The organism is Ekhidna sp. (assembly GCF_040220215.1).
Lineage (GTDB): Bacteria > Bacteroidota > Bacteroidia > Cytophagales > Cyclobacteriaceae > Ekhidna.
In genome coordinates, this window is the sequence record NZ_JAVJTR010000022.1 from 66,995 (window position 1) to 86,610 (window position 19,616).

The following is a 19,616-nucleotide window of genomic DNA, read 5'->3' on the forward strand; positions in this document are numbered from 1 at the left end:
CTACCACACTTCCTGTAGCCACTATGTAGCCCAAGGTCTTTATTTTTGTCACCGTGTCAGACAAGGTGAAAATAAGGCTTAGTTTTCTGGGAGCAATCATCTGTTGGTTACTGTTCACCGGTTCCAGCATTTATCTGCTTTTCGTCCAGAGTTACGACATGAAGGTGGATTTTTCCAACTTCTTCCCACAACTCTGTTTTACAGGCTTTGTCCTTTCCACATTCGCTTACTATCGATATATCATTACCAAAGCTGATAGCCTCAACTTCACTGACCTGTTATGGAAGGTTTTCATAACTGGTTTAATAACTACTCTTATTTCATTGGCTATCCAGCTATTCTTCAATTTATTCGCAAGTACTACACTAGTAGAAAGTCCGCTTACTATCAATTTCTTTTATAACATCCTGGTTGGATTGGTAGTGATTTTTATGGTTTCAACGTTGGTGGTTTGGAAGCGATTGATATTATATCAAAAGTCTAAAAACCTGCTTCAACTTTGGGGATTTTTTGAGGTTGCTCTAGTAGCGTCACTGCTTTTTGATTTCCTTGGAACCGGCATAGAAGCTGCGAATTTTAGAGTTGCCCTGGTCATTCTTGGGTGTTTTTCGTTGATTCTTGTTTTCAACCTCAAATGGGTCGCTTACCTGAATTTCAAGCAAAAATGGAAAGGCATTCTTTTCATACTTTTATCCGGAATCTACCTCTATCACTTCTTGCTAAACCTACTGAAATTCTCCTATACAGAAGTATTGGTAATTGACTTACTGGATCGGACTTTCACTTACGGCATTTTCGGATTTTTATTTCTCTATGCAGTCATTTCTATTTTGGTGACGCTTTTCAATCTACCTACCTCTTCCGTTTTCGAACAAAAACTTAAGGAGGCGCTTGATTTTCAAAAACTGAGTCAGTCCATACCTAGAGGAGAAACAAAGGATCAAACCTATGAAATCTTACTGGAAAGCTCCATGAGTGCCGTATTTGCAGATGCTGCCTGGCTGGAAGTCAAAGATGATCATGGCACCACGCAAGTTATAAGGGGGTTAAAAGATGAGGGTGTAGACGGAATCAAGTCTGCGATAAAAAGCGATACTATAAATTCAATTTTAAAATTCGAGCTCAAAAATGAGGTGAGTTCAGGAAAGCTAACAGATGACTTAAAGCATGCACAGTTTAAGTCAATTATCGCTTTACCAATTATGGTGCAAAATAAGCAGGTGGGCTTTATTGTATTATTGAATGAGGTATCTGAAGCTTTTAACCGTGAGATGGTCAATATCATCACAACGTTCGTTAATCAGGCCAGTATTTCATTGGAAAACCTAACGTTAATAAAAGAATCCATTGAAAATGAGCGATACAAGGAGCAGCTTAAAATCGCAAAAAATGTTCAAAAGAGTTTATTGCCAACGGAACTAATCAATAACAACCATTTGACAATGGCAGCCTTTTCAATGGCAGCAGATGAAGTGGGGGGTGATTACTATGATATTCTGGAATACAAGGCTAATAGGTTCGGTCTGATTATTGGAGACGTCTCCGGTAAAGGAACAAGTGCTGCCTTCCAGATGGCACAGATGAAAGGTATATTTCACAGCCTTGCTAGTCAAGGTGTTACACCAGAAGAGTTTAACAAAAAAGCAAATATTGCGTTAAGCCATTGTCTTGAAAAGACTTCATTTATTACGGCTACTTATTTTGACATTGATACTGAAAATAACAGGCTACATTTTTCACGAGCAGGACATTGTCCGAGCTTATTTTATTGCAAAAACGAAAATACAATTGACTTTTTGAAGTGTGATGGAATGGGATTGGGGATGGTAAGAAACTCAAGTTATGAGGATTACGTTCATAGCAATACTGTAAACTATCATGCCGGAGACACCCTGCTCCTATATACTGATGGTATCACAGAAGCAAAGAACCCTGACGGAGAGCAGTTTGGAAGTGAACGTTTAAAAAAGTCATTCACCACCCATGCCTCTAAAGCACCCGACCAAGTAAAAGAAGGAATTAAAAATGATCTCTCTGAATTTATTGGAGGGATGATAATTGATGATGATTACACATTAGTGGTGATCCAATTTAAAGACAAGAAAAAATGACAGATATAACCACAGATAGTAAAGAAGGTGTTCACTTCATAGCAGTGAATGGAGAAATAGATGCAGGATCCAGTATTTACCTTGATGATGCATTGAAGGCTGCAATGGACAATGGAGAGAAAAAAATTGTGGTGGATTTGTCAGGGCTTGACTATATCTCTTCAGCGGGGTTAGGCGTATTTATTTCTCATATTGATGAATTCAAATTGAAGAATATTGAGCTCGCACTATTTGGTATAAATGAAACGGTAAAACAAGTATTTGATATACTTGGATTAGAAAAATTATTAACAATTGTTGATAACAAAGAAGCAGCGATAAACTCCTTTAATGAATAAAAAACTCATCATAGGGTGTAATAAGGAAGAGCTGGTTAAAATACGCCAGTTTACTTCAGATATTTTGGAGGATCATCATGTTCCGGATCTACAAGCACACAAACTTGTCTTAGCAGTAGATGAGGTTTGCGCCAATTTAATTATTCACGCGAATGATTGTAATCCGAATAGTCAGATAGAATTTAACATTGATTTTAAGCCTAAACAAATTGTATTCACTTTTAGAGATAAAGGAATTGGTTTTGATATTAATGAATACCAATCTCCTCCCATGGAAGAATTAGTTTCTTCACGGAGGCAAGGAGGTTTAGGTCTCATGCTTGTCAAAAGAATAATGGACAAAATTGAGTTCTCTACTGAAAAGAATAACAATATTTGCAGGCTCATAAAAATGTATCCATAAGTGAGAAATATCCTCATTTTCAACATATTGCTTTTAACAGGCTGCCAGTACTTTCAACCTAAAGAAGTGACTGAAGAAAAGGTCATTGCCAAGGTTGGAGAAAAGCAATTGGTACAGTCGAATCTTGCCGAACTTATTCCTGCGAATCTATCTCCTGCAGATAGTGCTGTATTTGTTGAGAAGTTCGTTTTAGATTGGGTGAAAAAACAGCTGATGATCAGCCGGGCTGAGGAAGCGATTGATTTCAATGAAGCTCGAATTCAAAATAAGGTGCTGGACTATCAGTATGCGCTGATGGTCCATGAGCTTGAAAAAAAATATATTGATGCAAATATCAATGAAGAAGTGAGTACCAGCGAGTTACAAGCCTACTACGATGAAAAGGCTGAGAATTTTGTATTAAGGCAAAACCTTGCGAAATGCATTTATTTCAAGTTTCCTTCAAAAGCACCAAATATCTGGCGTTTCAGAAGAAGCCTAAGAAACTATCCACAGGATACTACGCAAATTTGGGAATACGCCAATGAGCATGCCGTGAAAGCGTTTGTTGAGGACTCGGTTTGGATAAAATTTGATGAGGTACTAATTGAAACCCCCTTGAAGAATGTTAATGATAAAGCAGCTTTTCTGAAGACGAATAGCTCAGTTGAGGTGTCTGATGAAGATTACATCTATTTCATAAGAATCTTTGAGCACAAAGTGATAGGTGAAATTGCGCCTTTAGAATTCATCAGGGAAAGCATTGAGGATATCATCATAAACAAGCGGAAAATTGCTCTGAAGAAGGAGCTGGAAAAGAAAATCTATGAAGAAGCAGAACAGTCAAATGCGTTTGAAATTTATACTAATTAGTGCGGCTTTTTTAACCGTGCTTTCATCGTTTGCTCAGGACAAAGAAGTAGTCATTGATAAGATTATAGCCAAAGTAGACGATTACATCATTTTAAAATCTGAGCTTGAACGGTCCTACCTTGATTTTCTCTCTCGTGGTGAAATGCGAGGCAGCAATGCTAAGTGCCAAATACTTCAGCAATTGGTTGTGAATAAAATGCTGATGGCCCAATCAGAAATTGACTCCATTTTTGTCAATGATTCCGAAGTAAATAACAATCTTGACCGAAGGATGTCAGTAATGGCTCAACAGTTTGGAGGTGAAGAAGCCATTGAAAAAGCATACAATAAGAGCATTGATCAAATACGCTCAGAGATTTTTGATAACATCAAAGAGCAATTGACCATTCAACGAATGCAATCCGAATTGACGTCAGAGTTAAAAGTGACTCCTTCCGAAGTGAGGAAGTTTTTCAAAAATATACCGCAGGATTCTTTACCATACTTTTCCACTGAGGTTTCAATTGCTCAAATTGTGAAAGAACCACAACCAGGAAAAAGTCAAAAAGAAAAAGTCAGGAACCTGATGCTTGATATCAGAAGCAGGATTGAATCAGGTGAATCTTTTGCTGCGCTTGCCAAACAGTACTCTCAAGATCCGGGATCTGCAGCAAATGGAGGTCAATTAGGATTTTATAGCAGAGGAGAGTTGGCACCTGAATACGAAGCAGCGGCCCTTTCCATGAAACCGGGTGAAACCTCTATGCCTGTAGAGTCACAATTTGGTTTCCACTTGATCCAGCTTCAGGAAAAAAGAGGGAATACATTTAAAACACGGCACATTCTAATCACTCCACAGCCGAATCAGGCAGACTACAATAAAGCTGAGAACTATCTTGATAGCCTTAGAAACTTGATTCAATTGGATAGTATGACTTTTCAGGCAGCTGCTAAGGAGTATTCAGATGATCAGCTTACATCCTCTGCCGGAGGTTTTTTTCAGGATGAGACAGGTGCATTGAGGGTCCCGGCTGAGACATTAGATCCTAATATTTTCTTCACGATAGATACCATGAAAATAGGCAACATTACAAAGCCCATCAGATTTCAAAAAGAAGACGGAAGTTATGCTTTTAGGATCATCTACTACAAGGGCAAAGTGGCTCCTCATCAGGCAAACCTGGATATCGACTATCAAAAAATAGCTGCAGCAGCTCTTGCTAATAAGAAGAATGCTAGAATATCACAATGGTTTGACAAGGCCAGAGGCAATGTTTTCATAGAAATAGACCCGGAGTATAATTATTGTAACCTCACGAACTAGATTACGATTAAGAGGGGGCATTCAACTTAAGACAAAAAAATCAAATCGGAATGGCAGAAACGAAAGATGTAAAACTTGCAGACGAGTTAGCTGAAGATTTTCAAAAGCTAGAGAAAGAAATATCTAAAAAAGTCATTGGCCAATCCGATGTTGTTCGACTACTCATTACGTCTCTATTCTGCAACGGTCATTCCTTGCTAGTCGGAGTTCCGGGTCTAGCTAAAACACTTTTGGTTCAAACCGTTTCAAAATGCCTGGGTCTCGACTTCAATAGAATTCAGTTTACCCCTGACCTCATGCCTTCCGATATTCTGGGGGCAGAAACCCTGGATAAAGAACGAAATCTCCGTTTTATTAAAGGTCCTGTTTTTTCAAATGTTATTCTGGCAGACGAGATCAACCGGACACCTCCGAAGACCCAGTCTGCATTGCTTGAAGCCATGGCAGAAGGAGCTGTGACCATCGCTGGACAAAATTACCAGCTGGATAAGCCTTTCTTCGTATTAGCTACACAAAACCCGATAGAGCAGGAAGGCACATACCCGCTACCCGAGGCACAACTTGATAGGTTTATGTTCATGATTAAGCTCGACTATCCGAAATATCATGATGAGGTCGAGGTGATTAAAACTACTACTTCGCATCAGACAGGTGAGGTGAATGAAGTTATCTCAAAAGAAAAAATTCTTAATTTTCAAGAGCTTGTTAGAAAAGTTCCGGTTGCTGACAATGTATATGAATATGCTGTTAATCTTGTTTCCAAAACGCGACCAGGTGGTGAGAAGGTAGACAAAATAGCTCAGGAGTATCTTGAATGGGGAGCAGGCCCTCGAGCTGGTCAGTTTCTTATCTTGGCTGCAAAATGTAACGCCTTGATTAATGGTAAATACTCGCCGGACATTGAAGATGTAAGGCTGGAGGCCGCTCCGGTTCTTAGACATAGAATAGTACGAAACTTTAAGGCAGAGGCTGAAGGAATTACGGAAGAGAAAATTATTTCGGACCTTCTCTAAAACTGCTTTAAAAAGCGGATATCGTTCTCTGAAAACAACCTTAAATCATCCAGCTGATACTTCAGCATAGTCACTCGTTCTATACCCATCCCAAAGGCAAATCCGCTGTATTTGGTTGAGTCAATACCGCAATTTTCAAGCACATTAGGGTCAACCATCCCCGATCCTGCTATTTCTACCCATCCGGTTTGCTTACAAATCTTACAGCCACTTCCACCACAAATAAAACAGCTTATATCAATTTCTGCACTCGGCTCTGTGAAAGGAAAATAAGACGGTCTTAACCTAATTTTCGTTTTCTTACCGAACATCTCTTTTGAAAAATGATATAGCGTATTCTTCAGATCCTTGAAGCTAATATTTTCTCCAACAACCAATCCCTCTACTTGATGGAAAAAACAATGAGCTCTCGCAGATATCGCCTCATTTCTGTAAACCCTACCTGGCATAATCGACCGGATGGGGGGCTTTTTATTATTCATTAGTCTAATCTGAACATTAGATGTATGCGTCCGTAGCAAAATATCCGGGTTCTTCTCCACAAAATAGGTGTCCTGCATCTCTCGTGCTGGATGGTTTTCCGGAAAATTCAAAGCCGTAAAATTGTTCCAGTCGTTATCAATTTCAGGTCCATCTTCAACATTGAAACCTTGCCTTTCAAAGATTTCAATAATCCTATTTTTAGTTTGAGAGATGGGGTGGATAGATCCCTCAATTCCATATATTCCAGGAAGTGTAACATCAATGTCTACAGAAGATGTGTTGCTTGAACTTAGTGATGAGGAAAGTTCTTTAAGCTTAGTTTGAGCCAAACTTTTAAGCTCATTAAGTGCTGGCCCTAACTCACGTTTTTGTTCAGAAGGAACACCTTTGAATTCCTCAAATAAATCATTGATGACATTATTTCGTCCAATAAATTTTAAACGAAATTCTTCAATTTCCTCCTCAGACTTTGCTGTGGTATTTTCAACTTCTGAAATAAATGATTTTACCTTCTCGAGCATTGTTTCTGCAGTTTCTACAATTAACCGCAAAAATAGCAATTATACTGAGGTATGCGTTTTACTTAACTTGATTTCCGGAGGAATGATTTTGGCAAGTCGCGAAGCTTCCCTTCTAATGAGTTTTCTGTCTAAAACTGCACCAATAGTGACAGTAGCAACAGTCATTGTCAACATGATCCAAAGCTCTCCGATGCTTTGAAATACTACTGCGAACAAAATCATCACAACATTATAGCTTACCAGTATGATGGTTGATTGAGCATGATTCAAGCCTAACTTTAAAAGCACATGATGTATGTGGTTTCTATCTGGGGCCAAGGGTGGTTTACCTGTAAAAACACGGATAAAAATCACCCGGAGTGTATCATAAACGGGCAAAGCAAAAAGTGCTAAGCTGGTCGCAACTGGAGAAAGAATAACTGAAGGAGGAATAGGAGTTGCTAAAAATTTGACCATTAAGGTCGTTAGCATAAAGCCAAAAACCATAGATCCAGTATCGCCCATAAATACTTTTGATGGATACCAATTATACAATAGGAAACCCAAAGTAGCACCTGAAATAGCTAGCGCAAAGGCTGAATCTATATAATAACCACTTTGGAAAGCTGTCCAACCTAGGAAGGTTGAAATTACTAGAGCAATTGAGCCAGCAAGACCATCAATTCCATCAATCAGATTAAAGGCATTGGTCATTACAACAATCACGAAAACTGTAAATACTTCGTCAAATACCCATGGAAAGGTTTGAATACCAAACAAACCATTGAAACCTTCGATTTTTATTCCACCTAGAAATACAACTAAAAATGCGGAAAATACCTGTACAATAAGTTTATGCTGTGCTAGTAAACTTGATAGATCATCTCTAACTCCAAGTAAAAAAATAAGGATCGTGCCCCCAATGAAATACTTCTGGGTTGCTAAATCCACAAACGAAACCGAAATTAATAGTGCGAATAGGATTCCAGCGAATATCCCAATTCCCCCCAGACTGGGTGTGCTAATACTATGAATCTTTCTTTTGTCAGGTCTATCCAGCAAATCGATAGATCTAAAAATCCTGATGATCACTGGCATCAGGGTAAGCGTTACTAAAAACGCAGTTGCTATGGCGAGCGGCAGACTCATTTTTTTAGTTTATGAACTTTAGGCTAAAACCTAAGTCAACATCAAAAATGTCAATTTTTTAAGGGATTTTTTAACTATTTCGGTAAATAGAGCGATTTTTTAGTTGAAATGCATGATTAGTACCTTATTAATGATTTTTGCCATTTCCAGGCGGAGGACATCATGTCATCTAAATCAAGTTCAGCTTTCCAGCCTAATATGTTATTTACTTTTTTAGTATCAGCATATATCTTTTCAATATCTCCAGGCCTTCGATCAACTATTTCATAATTGAGTTTCATTCCTGAGACTTTTTCAAAGGAGTGAATAACCTCTAGAACAGAGAATCCTATACCGGTCCCAACATTGAAAAAATCATAATTAGATTTCATCTTTTCTGAATATTCGAGTGCCACAATATGGGCTTTTGCTAAATCTACCACATGAATATAGTCCCGAATACACGTGCCATCAGTTGTATTGTAATCGCCACCAAAGACACTTAATTTATCTCTAATTCCGGCTGCAGTCTGAGTGATGAAAGGCACCAGATTGTTTGGGACACCAATCGGAAGTTCTCCGATAAGCGCAGAATCATGTGCGCCAATTGGATTAAAATATCGCAACGAAACGGCTTTAAAAGCCGGCTTAGAGGTACAGAAGTCCTCAATAATCTCCTCCCCAATCTGTTTCGTATTACCATACGGAGATTCAGCAGGTAGCTTTGGGAATGACTCATCTACCGGAAGTTTATCCGGTTGTCCATAAACAGTACATGAGGATGAGAATATGAAATTGTGAACATTAAATTCGGCTGACAGCTTCAAGAGGTTGATAAGTGAAACCAGGTTGTTTTCATAATATGCTATCGGCTTTTCTACTGACTCTCCTACAGCCTTGAAAGCTGCAAAATGGATAACCCCATCGAAATTATATTTCTGAAATACAGCTTTCGCAGAAGGATAATCCACAAGATCCACTTGCTCAAATGGAATTGAAGAGCCTATAATCTTTTCTATTCCATCAACTACTCCTTTTTGAGAATTAGAGAGATTATCTATAACAATTGGCTTATATCCCTTATTATAAAGCTCTACTACAGTATGTGAACCAATAAATCCAACTCCTCCTGTTACTAGAATGTTTTTCATTAAGCAAAAGTACAAATTGGATATGTCTAGAACTTTAAGGTTTGGGGGTTTGATCTAAATAAAATGATTTCAATTTGATTTACCCCAGCCCTAAAGGGTGTTCAAATTGAATTTGTTCATTCGCATTGAACAAATGAGATTCAATACAACTTATAGGTAATTAAGTAGCCAATAGCTAACTGCCAAAGTAACGGCTAATATGCGTTTTGATCTCCCTTAATAATTGACATGGCGGTCAAGAGAATGATTTTAAAGTCAAGAATTAGGGACCAGTTTTTCACATAAAACCGGTCTAGCTTTACCCTTCCACTCATATCACTCAGTTCGGCTGTTTCACCTCTAAACCCTTTCGCTTGAGCCAAGCCAGTAATGCCTGGCTTAACAGCGTGCCTTTGCCAGAAACGATCAATTTTTGGCTGAAATTCTTCATTGAGTTTAATAGGGTGTGGCCTTGGACCAACCACTGACATATCTCCTAGAAAAACATTGATAAATTGTGGCAACTCATCAATAGAAGTCTTCCTCAGGATTGCCCCGATCTTGGTGATCCGGTTGTCATCTTTAGTAGCCTGTTTAAATTCAGCATTTTTCTGATATGTCATCGTTCTAAATTTCCAGCATAGAAAAAAGTTGTTGTCTTTCCCGTGCCTTTTTTGCTTAAAAAAAACAGGGCCTCTTGATTCCATCTTTATTAAGAATCCAATAATTGGGACAAGCCAAGAAAAAATCAGTAGAATAAAAATTGAAGAAAATACAATATCAAAAGTTCTTTTAATAAATCGATTAACGATGCTGTCTAGTGGAATCGCATTTACATTTATAATTGGAATGCTGCCAAATTGCTCAATCGATAAATTGTAGTTAGAAAGTCGACTGAATTGAGAAATCAGATTAACTTTTATCAGGTTATTCTCAGCAAAATCTATTACATCTTTCACCTGTTCATCATTCAAATTTGGTAAACAGCAGAATACAATATCGGCTTCTTGAGATAAGGTGAAGTCTTCAAAATTATCGAGTCGTTCATCAGCTTGCTCATGATTGTCAACTATTCCCACCAAATGATATCCAAGTTCTGGAGCCTCTTTAAAATATTGAGCAAGAGAATCAGACAAATCTCCTTTCCCTATAATAATTACACGGCGAATGTTAAATCCTTTAACTCTATAATATCTAATTAAATAGTGCCAAATACTCCTCCATACCAGAATTAAAATGGTAAAAACCAAATAAGTCACAAATAGATGTTTTCGTGAATAGTCTACCGGTTCCAGAGCAAACCAAAGAGCAAAAACGATTGAGAGGTTGATAACCAACCCTGTTAAGACTTTATTTAGATGATCCAGTAATCGAGAATTTCGATTGATCTCCTGAAGTCTTGAGCTAAAGAAAACACCAATCCAAACTACATTGAGTATCAACTGGAGAAGTTGATACTCTTTAGAGGGTATTAGATATCCAAAACGATACTCGTTCGCAAAAAAAACACCAATGTTCAGACATACTAAATCTACAAGGAGAAATAGGATGGGGAAATAAGGGGAGTATCGATGATGTGATGGCATAAAAGTATCTTAGTAACCCACTAAAAAAGATCTAAATATTAATATCTAAATGAAACACCTATGTCTTATTTGTTATTTCAAAAATGTATCTTCCTTAAAGAAAAATTAGCGAGCCGAAATGAAATCCCTGAAAATGAAAACTTTTGCTGAGCAAAAATATCCAGCCTGTCGCAGAAAAAAACAAGCTATCTCTTTTTTTATTGCTTTATTCCTTTATAGTTGCTCAGATAAAGACTCAACTATCTCAAAAAACCCTTACAACAATGTTATATTGATAGTAGCTGATGATTTAGGTAAAGAAATACTCTCTATTTATAACAGCAATTCTTACAATACGGCCAATCTAAATTTTTTAGCAAAATCATGCACCATTTTTGATAATTGTTATGCTAACCCAATATGCGCCCCTTCAAGAGCTGAATTAATGACAGGTCTTTATCCTACAAACAATGGTGTCATCTTCAATATAAAACCCGGTGAACAATTAAACCTACACCCTAATTTAGGAAGTCTTTTTAAAAACAGTGGATATTCAACATGTGTAGTTGGTAAATGGCACTTAGCTGATTTAAATGTGCATCCTGAGCACATAAATAAGTTTAGTTTTGATTCCTATTTTGTACATAAAATGCTTGATGGTAATCATAGTGAAGTTACCAGTAGGTATTTCAATCCAACATATTTTTCAAATTCTGGTACAAAAAAATTTGATAACAATTTATACGGGCCAGATCTTGAACTTGCTTTCGCAAAAGATTTCTTACTTAATAATAGAGAAAATCCTTACTTTCTATATTACGCTTTAAACTTACCCCATGGCCCATATACTAGTCCTCCAGGATATCCAATAAATGCTAATATTAACGACTATGATAATATTCACAACTACAAATTCTTGGTGGAATACATGGACAAAATAGTTGGCAACCTAATCACCTTCCTGAAAGAAATAGGTGATTACGATAACTCTTTAATTGTATTCACATCTGACAATGGATCTCCCTCAGAACATTCTATTTACCACAGTGGAGATTTTATTAGAGGAGGGAAAGGGACTTTGAAAGAGACTGGTATTAATGTCCCATTGTTGATTAAATATCCTTACCAAACTAACTCTTATCGTGCTGACCGTCTTGTTGATTTCACTGATTTTATACCTACGCTTAAAAATTACCTTCAAAATGAACAATTTCCTATTACCGATGGCAAATCATTTATTGATATAATAGACAATGCCTCTAGGACAGCAAATGAGCGAAGCTGGATATTTTCTATGGTCTTAAACCAATGGGCAATTAGAAATAAGGAATCGAAAGTTTATTGGGATGGTAGGGTTTTTAGGTTAGAGAATTATCCAAATGAAACGAAAATTTTAAATCCTTCTGAAATTGAAAGAAAACTTTTAATGATTGGGGATTCTATCGCAAACGGCTTGTAATTTTAACAGCTTATCACTTAATTAAATCTTTGAAGAAGTTGTAATATTCTTGCGTAATCTTTTCCCATGTATAATTTTCTTCTATTCTATTCCTTGATATATTTCTCAATTTTTCAAGCTTTTCATTTTTAGAATCCACATTGTTGATTAATTCAGCGAAATTATCAGGTTGCTTTGTGAAAAATAGACCATGTTTTCCATCTAAAAGCATTTCCCTTGTGAACGGTGTGTCTAATGCTAAAATGGAACATCCATAAGCTAAAGCTTTTAACATTGTTGGATTAGTACCTCCAAACTCATGCCCATGTAAATAGGCATAGCAGTTGTGATATAACTCAGCCAGCTCATCTTGATCAGTTATATATCCCGTAAAAACTACCCTGGGGTCATCTGTCTTCTTAATATTTTCAGCATATGAATCCTTATATGGTACATCTCCAACGATTACAAGTTTTTTGGTTGATTTTGATTTGATGAATTCCCTAACAAGGAGATCGGCATTGTTGTCAGGAATAAGCCTACCCACAATGAGATAGTAACCTGTTGGCTCCAAATCCCATTTCTTAATTAACTTTATATTTTTAGAAAATCTGATATTAGCACCATACGCAATTACTGTTGACTCAGCTTTGAATTCCTTTAAATAGAAATCACGCATAGCATCTGAATCATTGATAATCTTATTAAAGGTCTTTGTGCAGAGCTTAGATGACCAATAAAAATACTTAGCTCCAAGCCCTTTCCATTTCGGTCTCATCCATTCTAACCCATCCACGTTTACAGAAGTTTTCTTACCAAAGACCCGAGGTATCCAACCGAATGGTCCATTAGCAGAATTAACAGCAAAAACAACATCATAACTTGAAAAGCAAGCGTGAATGAATGACTGAAATGAGTGAATCAATTGGCTAAGAGATTTCGACTTAACCGTTGAAATATAAATCAACTTTATACCATTTAATTCTTGGGGTCTTTCTTTGAATAAATGCTTATGGCAATAAACTGTCAACTCAACCCCTTCGTATTTAATGAGTCTTTCGCACAATTCCTTAACAAAGGTTTCATACCCACTATAAACATAGGGATACCCTCTTGATCCTAAGATTGCAATCTTCATAAATTAGTAATAAAATATTTTGAACTTGACCTATGGCCACCACCGATAGCTTTCACAAAAAATACCGATCCTTTTATTTCCTTGAGATTAATGTTATAACCTGTTTGGCCTCCTCCGGAAAAAATCACTCGACCCATTATATCATGAACCAAAACATTAAAGCTACGATCACACTCACCAATAACAGGTAAAGAAATCTTCAAAACATCATTGAAAATCTCTATTTGCAGGTCACTTGAATTGCTTCCAAACCCAGTTATTTTCTTTGGAAACCTAATCTCGACACAAGTGCCGTTTATGAGTTTTTTAACCAAACTTACATTGGTAGTATCAGATGGATTATATATGTTTTTAGTTTCGGCTTTGTCAGTTCTATGATCATAAAGCTCTATACTAGAGGGCGTTTCGGCATTGGTAAAATCGTTCCACACAATTAACCTGTAATCATTTCGAAACAGGCTGTAACCCATATATTTACTTTTAGGAAATTGACTAATCGCATAATCTTTGGATAGGCCTTTGTCTTCGAAGGCGGGTACTAAAGATTGGCCTTCAAAATTTGAATCTTGAAAATCATCAAAATATAAATCAACAAGAGTTGGAAATATATCAATCCCTTCAACTACATCGGGAACTTTCATAGCAGGTATTGAGGGGCCTGTAAACATTAATGGAATTCTAGTATCAATTCCATAATTGGTGTGTTTCGCCCAAGAACCGTACTCTCCCAGTTTATAACCATGATCTCCAACCAGCACTATTGTTACATCATTTGCTAAACCCAGATTTCTCAATTCATTAAATAACCTTCTTAATTGGTCATCCACAAATGATATGCAGGCATAGTATCCCTGCCTAAGGTTAAGAATAGTTTTCTCATCAGTTATCCTTCCAGTAGCAGGAATTCCAAAGTAGTTTCTTAGCTCCTCAAATTCTGAGGTTACAAAATCGAAGGAATTTTCAGGCCAATTATTAGGTACATCAAACGAAAAATTTATGGAGTCATATATATCCCAATATTTGGATGGGCACGAAAATGGAAGGTGAGGTTTATAATATCCCAATGCTAAAAAAAAGGAGTCAGACTGATGGTTTCTGATATAATCAATCACTTTTGAGGTGATTAATCCATCTCGGTAATCATCATTATCTTCAGACTCTCCTCTTTCATAAGGATATGAATAAGGCAATTTTGAACCTAAGGCTATTAAGCTATCTCGAATTTTCAAGTTCGACTCATTCACCCATAACAATCTAGGTGGATAATACGACTCATTACTCCAAGATAATGAATCGTCAAGACTCTTACCATGAAAAATTTTGCCAAAACCGGCAGAGAGGTAGCCTTTATCCTTAAAAAATTGAGGTATAGTCTTTATTTCAGGGACTGAACTCCTAAAATGAGTTGACAAATCATTTACTTTTATAGAATCAGGACGTACTCCAGTTAAAATAGAAGACCTTGAAGGCGAGCATAGAGCCTGCTGACAATATGCGTTTTCGAAAACTGTTCCTGCCTTTCCAAGAGAATCAAGAGTTGGGGTGTAAATTTTGTCATTCCCATAGATTCCTATATCTGGCCTTAAATCATCAATGAAAATAAATATTATTTTCTTTGGATCTCCTGCTAGTACAGAATATGCCTTGAATAGTAATAAAATAGTAAATATTGATATTTTGCTAAATACTTGCATAACCTATCTAAAATTTCTAATTCAATTTTGCTTCAATCTCTACTGAGATTCTATCGATAATTTTTCGCAATAATGGAGACAGTGTGGTTAATTCATATTTTTTCTCATTAGAATTTATTTGAAGTTTCGCGTATTCAACAGATTTTAAATCATCATTTAATTCGCAAAAAGAATAAATATTTTTCATCACATATTCAGGAGTCTTGATGAGGCTTTCATAGGTGACAAGTAGAATTTCTTTGTTCTTCTCCAACAATTGAAGTGCCTCATTCATGGTTACTATCCATTCAACTGCCCCTCTATTTACATCATCCTTCATATTTGATATTTCATTATGGATAGGTTTGAGATCACGATCATGCTTGACGATCTGATCAACTAGATACTCCCATTTTCGATGATTCTTCCCCCACCAGTTTTCGGTTAAATTCACTTTTGAAATTTGATTCCGTTTAGACCATGAGGCAATTGATCCTGCTGTATCAATTCCATTTCGAGAAATAACTACAAACTTTGCATTTGGAAATATTTTCTTGACAAAATCGTATCTGAAGATTAGTTCAGGATATTTATCAACTACCCTGCTATTTCTTGTCACTGCTAAAATAGCTGAATAAATACCATTTAATCTTCGTCGTTGAATAGGTGTAATGCTATTTGGGTCTAGTCTATATTTGCCTGCCTTTGATGTGAAATTTCCAATTAAATCCTCGTTCTTAAACACTTCGTGCCAAATCGCCTTTGGTTCATTGAGATAAGCCACATCTTTATGAATACTCAGAATCTTTCCCAATAATGTTGTCCCACTTCTACCGGTTCCCAAAATAAAAATTGGGCTCAACTCCTTTTTTCTAATACCAAAAGCTGTTGCATATACTTTTAAAAAAAGAAATGTTATTGGGTTTATGAATCTACCAGGTGCAGTTACTGGTCTTCCTTCCACAAGGAAATAGCTAAAGAGCCTGGTGAAAATCTTTGTTGGTCTAGTTTTGAAATAATTGGAATCAAGTTGTGCTATCATATCTATTCTATCAGGTGTTCTGACACGCAAATTTCACCTTTGTTAAGCTCAAATACCGCTTCTTTATCAAGAATTTGATAAAGGGATTTTGTAGAATCATCGTATCTAAAAAGACTTAATTTCTCATTCGCGACCACTTCAAAGTTCGATTCAGAGTGATTGAAATAGTAAGAATAAACTTTCAATTCGGAAAAAAAATCAACTTTCCCAGCATTCTTAGCTACATCAAAGTAGGTGACTCTTGTAGAATCAATACTTTCAATTTTTTCCAAGTTTACAAAAAAATCGAACGGAGCATTTTTGTGAATTTCCCCACTGAAGTTTGAGATAAGATCACCTGTTCCTTTAACTGATAAACTATGATAAAAAGAATTAGTAATTCTGTTCGACACTTGCTTATTAATATCAAATAGCTTAGCAAGATATAGGTGAATGTAAGTTAGATGTCTTGATTCTGTTAAAAAATTCTTATGAAAGCCCATCAAATTCCATTCGGTTATCCAAATATCTTTTTTATAAAAAATCTCCCCGTACTTTCTAAATGTCTGTTCCATATATACGTCTATGTAATCAGTCAGATTATTCCATCTACAATCAACTTTATTTGGTGCCCAACAATTTGAATTTACATGGGCATAGTCATGCAAAATGATTGCATCATAAAAACTCTCCCTGGAAATAGCTTCAATCCATGCATCAAAATTGTCATTAACATCTCCTAAAAATTTGAAATCACCATCAATAAACTGGGCATGTGGCAAAACAATTCCAATATCTATAGTATCAAATTCTAGTTTCAATCTTTTAGCATATACTTTTCCTTTTTCCAAATATTCTTCAAGTGATATAATTTTATCATAAAAATGAAAATACAGCTCATTTCCAAGCTCAATTCCAACTAGTTTAATCTCATTTGCAAGCAGAGTTTCAATTTCTTTTACAATGTCATCTAAAGAGCCCGTTGTAATGTTGGCTACATAAATAACCTCAAAATCAATCTGTGATTTTAAATTAATTAATTCTTCAAGGGCGTTCCTACCAGAATAGGAAATAGAATCCTTAATCAAATATTCGCCAAATCGATTTTTCAAGTTCGAATCGCGCAGCATATCTATTTCGGCTTTCAAAAAACCATATTTACTTGTTTTGGAAAACGGATGATAAAAATTTGCAATTGCTCCCCCAGGAAATCTTAAATAGGTCGGACTAAGCTTCTTTAATTCGAAAAGATATTGCTTGTCTCTTAAATCATTGAAAATGAATATGTTAGGTGCGTTATATCCCAGTTTTATAGACTTCTGAGATATCCCAAAAAAATTGCTAAATAATAAGGCCCATACTAAAAATGCTTTAATCATCAAGTCTGGAGTGTATCCATTCATTAGTTTTTCTAATTCCCTCTTCTAATGAAACCTTAGGTGACCAATTAAATGTTTTGGCTACTTTATCAATATCAAGCACTATCTTCCTTACGTCATATCCTCTGGGTGATAGATATTTTCTATTCAGCATATGGGGCAATGTCAAATCCACAATATCTAAAACTTCATTGATAGTATTTCCGATCCCAGAGCCAACGTTGTAAGTGCCTGGGATAAATCGGTCAATTATTTTATCCACCAAGGCTACCAGGTCATCAATATAAATAAAATCACGAATAGTGGTACCGTCTCCCCAAATTTCTACAGGCCTTTCCATCAATGCTAAAAAAATAGAATGAGGGATTATCCCAAGGGGTCTCTCAAAATTTTGATAGCGACCATAAGGATTTGACGGCCTCAGGATAACGGCTTCCAAATGATCCTGTATGCCATACATTCGAAGATAACTTTCTATTGAAACCTTTACTATTCCATATGATGATATTGGATTTAATTCAGATTCCTCTTTTGCAGGAAGTTGTGAGGGGTTTCCGTAAACCGTTCCGCCAGATGAAAAGTAGATGATCTTGCGTACATTTTCATACTTCATTGCCTCAATGAGGTTTATGGTTCCAATTAGATTATTCTCAATATCCTTAGCAGGACTTACATTGGAAGAGGCAGGAATGCTGCTGGATACAAGGTGAATTACAAGGTCAACGCCATTTAATGCTTCCGTGAGTTTTGCTATATCACAGAAGTCACCATAATAATATTCAACCCTCTTGAGTGGCTCACAATATCTCGGCTTATATTTATCATAAACTTTTACATTCACTCCTTTTTCAACCAATGAATTAACCAGATTGGCACCAATAAACCCATTTCCACCCAAAACCAGCGCTTTTATCATCGCAATACTTTCTCGTAAATCTTTATTAAATTGTCATAAAAGGTGATAAAATTAAAGTTTTTGTCAGACCATTGCTTTGCCCTTCTACCAAATCCAATGTATTTAGATTCGTCTGAATAAAGTTCATTGATGACATTTGAAAGATTCTCGATACTTTCCGCAGGATATATATACCCAAATTCCCCGTCCCGGATCATCTCTGGGATACCTCCCTTATCTGATCCAATAACAGCTTTTCCATATGCAAAACTTTGATTGATCACATACGGATAGTTTTCATGCCAAAGAGATGGTACTACCACAAACCTGCATGCTTTGAGTATTGGTTCAAGTTCCTCGTTGTATTTTGGTCCCAGAAATTCTACATTCTCTAGGTTCAAATTTTGCTTTATCTCGAGAAGCTTTTCTTCATCGGGACCATTTCCGACCACTTTAAGCTTTATTTGTGGAAGATGGCTCATGGCTTTCAATAAAACATCAACACCTTTTTCCTCAACCAAGCGGCCGAAATATAAGATATAATCCTCATGGATAGTTGAATACTCATACTTTGGACTCTCAAATGGATTTCGGAGAATTGAGTATTTAAACTGATTATCACCTAAAAATTCTGCAGTAATTGAGGCCATGAATTCACTTGAAAACATGAACCTATCTACATTTCCAAACACAACATTCTTATACATATGCGCATAAGATTCTAAAGAACTAACCAAGCTAAAGGATACAGAGTCCTTGCAACACTTATTCTTTATGGCATTGTAAAATTTTCCTCCCTTACATTCTAAGCAAATTCGACCATGATGATAAAGTTTGTAATTGGGGCAGATATGCTTATAGTCATTGCATGACATAACCACCTTGACCCCCATCTCAGAACAAGCATCAAGAATTGATGGAGTTACGGTGGTGAATATGGAAAAAACATGAACGATATCAGGTTGAAAGTCAGAAATCATCCGTTTGAATCTCTCCTTGTTGGTCTTTGAGTAAATGATAGAAGGAACTCTTAATCCCTTTTCCAGGATTGACCCATTTTTATAGTCCACGAAGTGAGCTTCTCTATCTAATTCAGACCAATCAACTTCAACTCCTTCATTATTAGATGCAAACTTTGCAACAACGTGACCATTTTCTGTAAGAGCATCACCTACCTTATGAAAAAAGACTTCAGCTCCTCCGGTTATATTGAAGAATTTATGCGCAAGCAATACTCTCATTATAA

The 19,616-nt window shown here is 36.4% G+C and carries 17 protein-coding genes; 7 read left to right on the plus strand and 10 right to left on the minus strand.

The window, feature by feature from the left end:
- Positions 1–53: 53 nt before the first annotated feature.
- The 6 genes from RIC88_RS15275 to RIC88_RS15300 are packed head-to-tail and all read left to right on the plus strand — an operon-like array spanning position 54 to position 6,020.
- The gene (locus RIC88_RS15275; protein WP_350218428.1) at positions 54–2,111 is read left to right on the plus strand and encodes a GAF domain-containing SpoIIE family protein phosphatase; all 2,058 of its coding nucleotides are present in this window, start codon (positions 54–56) and stop codon (positions 2,109–2,111) included.
- Complete coding sequence (locus RIC88_RS15280) at positions 2,108–2,449, plus strand: STAS domain-containing protein (protein WP_350218429.1); 342 nt, start codon at positions 2,108–2,110, stop codon at positions 2,447–2,449. The genes RIC88_RS15275 and RIC88_RS15280 overlap by 4 nt, the downstream gene beginning before the upstream one ends.
- Positions 2,442–2,852: an ATP-binding protein gene (locus tag RIC88_RS15285; RefSeq protein ID WP_350218430.1), complete on the plus strand. Its 411-nt coding sequence runs from the start codon at positions 2,442–2,444 to the stop codon at positions 2,850–2,852. Before RIC88_RS15280 ends, RIC88_RS15285 begins: the two co-directional genes overlap by 8 nt.
- Positions 2,853–3,704: a peptidyl-prolyl cis-trans isomerase gene (locus RIC88_RS15290; protein WP_350218431.1), complete on the plus strand. Its 852-nt coding sequence runs from the start codon at positions 2,853–2,855 to the stop codon at positions 3,702–3,704.
- Positions 3,658–5,007, plus strand: coding sequence for a peptidylprolyl isomerase (locus tag RIC88_RS15295; protein WP_350218432.1), 1,350 nt, complete (start codon positions 3,658–3,660; stop codon positions 5,005–5,007). Before RIC88_RS15290 ends, RIC88_RS15295 begins: the two co-directional genes overlap by 47 nt.
- A 50-nt stretch (positions 5,008–5,057) precedes the next feature.
- Positions 5,058–6,020 (plus strand): AAA family ATPase, encoded by a 963-nt coding sequence (locus tag RIC88_RS15300; RefSeq protein ID WP_350218433.1) that lies wholly within the window; start codon positions 5,058–5,060, stop codon positions 6,018–6,020.
- Here the strand turns inward: RIC88_RS15300 and RIC88_RS15305 are convergent.
- From RIC88_RS15305 to RIC88_RS15320, 4 genes are all read right to left on the minus strand, one after another.
- Entirely contained in the window at positions 6,017–7,024 is a 1,008-nt protein-coding gene (locus RIC88_RS15305; RefSeq protein ID WP_350218434.1) for a phenylalanine--tRNA ligase subunit alpha, read from the minus strand. The genes RIC88_RS15300 and RIC88_RS15305 overlap by 4 nt on opposite strands.
- Before the next feature lie 39 nt (positions 7,025–7,063).
- A complete protein-coding gene (locus RIC88_RS15310; RefSeq protein WP_350218435.1) occupies positions 7,064–7,954 on the minus strand; it encodes an MraY family glycosyltransferase in 891 nt (296 codons plus the stop codon).
- A gap of 314 nt (positions 7,955–8,268) precedes the next feature.
- Entirely contained in the window at positions 8,269–9,282 is a 1,014-nt protein-coding gene (galE, locus tag RIC88_RS15315; protein WP_350218436.1) for a UDP-glucose 4-epimerase GalE, read from the minus strand.
- 194 nt (positions 9,283–9,476) lie between these two features.
- Positions 9,477–10,847, minus strand: coding sequence for an undecaprenyl-phosphate glucose phosphotransferase (locus RIC88_RS15320; protein ID WP_350218437.1), 1,371 nt, complete (start codon positions 10,845–10,847; stop codon positions 9,477–9,479).
- Positions 10,848–10,980: 133 nt separating this feature from the next.
- On the opposite strand from RIC88_RS15320, the gene RIC88_RS15325 reads away from it, so the two are divergent.
- A complete protein-coding gene (locus RIC88_RS15325; protein ID WP_350218438.1) occupies positions 10,981–12,285 on the plus strand; it encodes a sulfatase-like hydrolase/transferase in 1,305 nt (434 codons plus the stop codon).
- A gap of 13 nt (positions 12,286–12,298) precedes the next feature.
- Here RIC88_RS15325 and RIC88_RS15330 read toward each other — a convergent pair whose 3' ends face one another.
- From RIC88_RS15330 to RIC88_RS15355, 6 genes are read right to left on the minus strand one after another with little or no spacing between them, the layout of a single operon-like run.
- Complete coding sequence (locus tag RIC88_RS15330; RefSeq protein WP_350218439.1) at positions 12,299–13,402, minus strand: glycosyltransferase; 1,104 nt, start codon at positions 13,400–13,402, stop codon at positions 12,299–12,301.
- Positions 13,399–15,096: a sulfatase gene (locus tag RIC88_RS15335; protein WP_350218440.1), complete on the minus strand. Its 1,698-nt coding sequence runs from the start codon at positions 15,094–15,096 to the stop codon at positions 13,399–13,401. The genes RIC88_RS15330 and RIC88_RS15335 overlap by 4 nt, the downstream gene beginning before the upstream one ends.
- Before the next feature lie 16 nt (positions 15,097–15,112).
- On the minus strand, positions 15,113–16,117 hold the full coding sequence (locus RIC88_RS15340) for a sulfotransferase family protein (protein ID WP_350218441.1): 1,005 nt from the start codon (positions 16,115–16,117) through the stop codon (positions 15,113–15,115).
- 2 nt (positions 16,118–16,119) lie between these two features.
- Positions 16,120–17,499, minus strand: a complete 1,380-nt coding sequence (locus tag RIC88_RS15345; protein WP_350218442.1) for a hypothetical protein — start codon at positions 17,497–17,499, stop codon at positions 16,120–16,122.
- A complete protein-coding gene (locus RIC88_RS15350; protein WP_350218443.1) occupies positions 17,468–18,391 on the minus strand; it encodes an NAD-dependent epimerase/dehydratase family protein in 924 nt (307 codons plus the stop codon). Before RIC88_RS15350 ends, RIC88_RS15345 begins: the two co-directional genes overlap by 32 nt.
- Complete coding sequence (locus tag RIC88_RS15355) at positions 18,388–19,611, minus strand: glycosyltransferase (RefSeq protein WP_350218444.1); 1,224 nt, start codon at positions 19,609–19,611, stop codon at positions 18,388–18,390. Before RIC88_RS15355 ends, RIC88_RS15350 begins: the two co-directional genes overlap by 4 nt.
- Positions 19,612–19,616 lie beyond the last annotated feature (5 nt).